Below are 241 nucleotides of genomic sequence, written 5' to 3' on the forward strand. Positions count from 1 at the left end.
GGCTGTGCTTGCGTCGGGATTTGATGGTCATAGATCTCTCCAGGTTCGGCCTGTTGTCAGGTCATTTTTACGGGGAAAGATCTCGCTTAGCTAGCTGTTCAAAAAACTGGAACCACTTCTGATTTAATGGACACAAAGCGCATCTGTGGGCGGCTGGCAGCTTCGCAGATGGCAGCCGCATCATTGGCATCATTCTTGCCGCCTTTGCCTTGCATGCGATATGGAGCAACCAAGGCCGCAG

Annotated in this window: 1 pseudogene; it reads right to left on the bottom strand. The window is 52.3% G+C overall.

From position 1 onward, the window contains the following. Positions 1-119 precede the first annotated feature (119 nt). Positions 120-241: pseudogene (locus tag SJH88_RS19620) on the bottom strand (IS110 family transposase); the annotation flags it as partial.

The organism is Comamonas sp. GCA5 (assembly GCF_036541385.1).
In the GTDB taxonomy this organism is placed as follows: Bacteria; Pseudomonadota; Gammaproteobacteria; order Burkholderiales; family Burkholderiaceae_C; genus Comamonas; species Comamonas aquatica.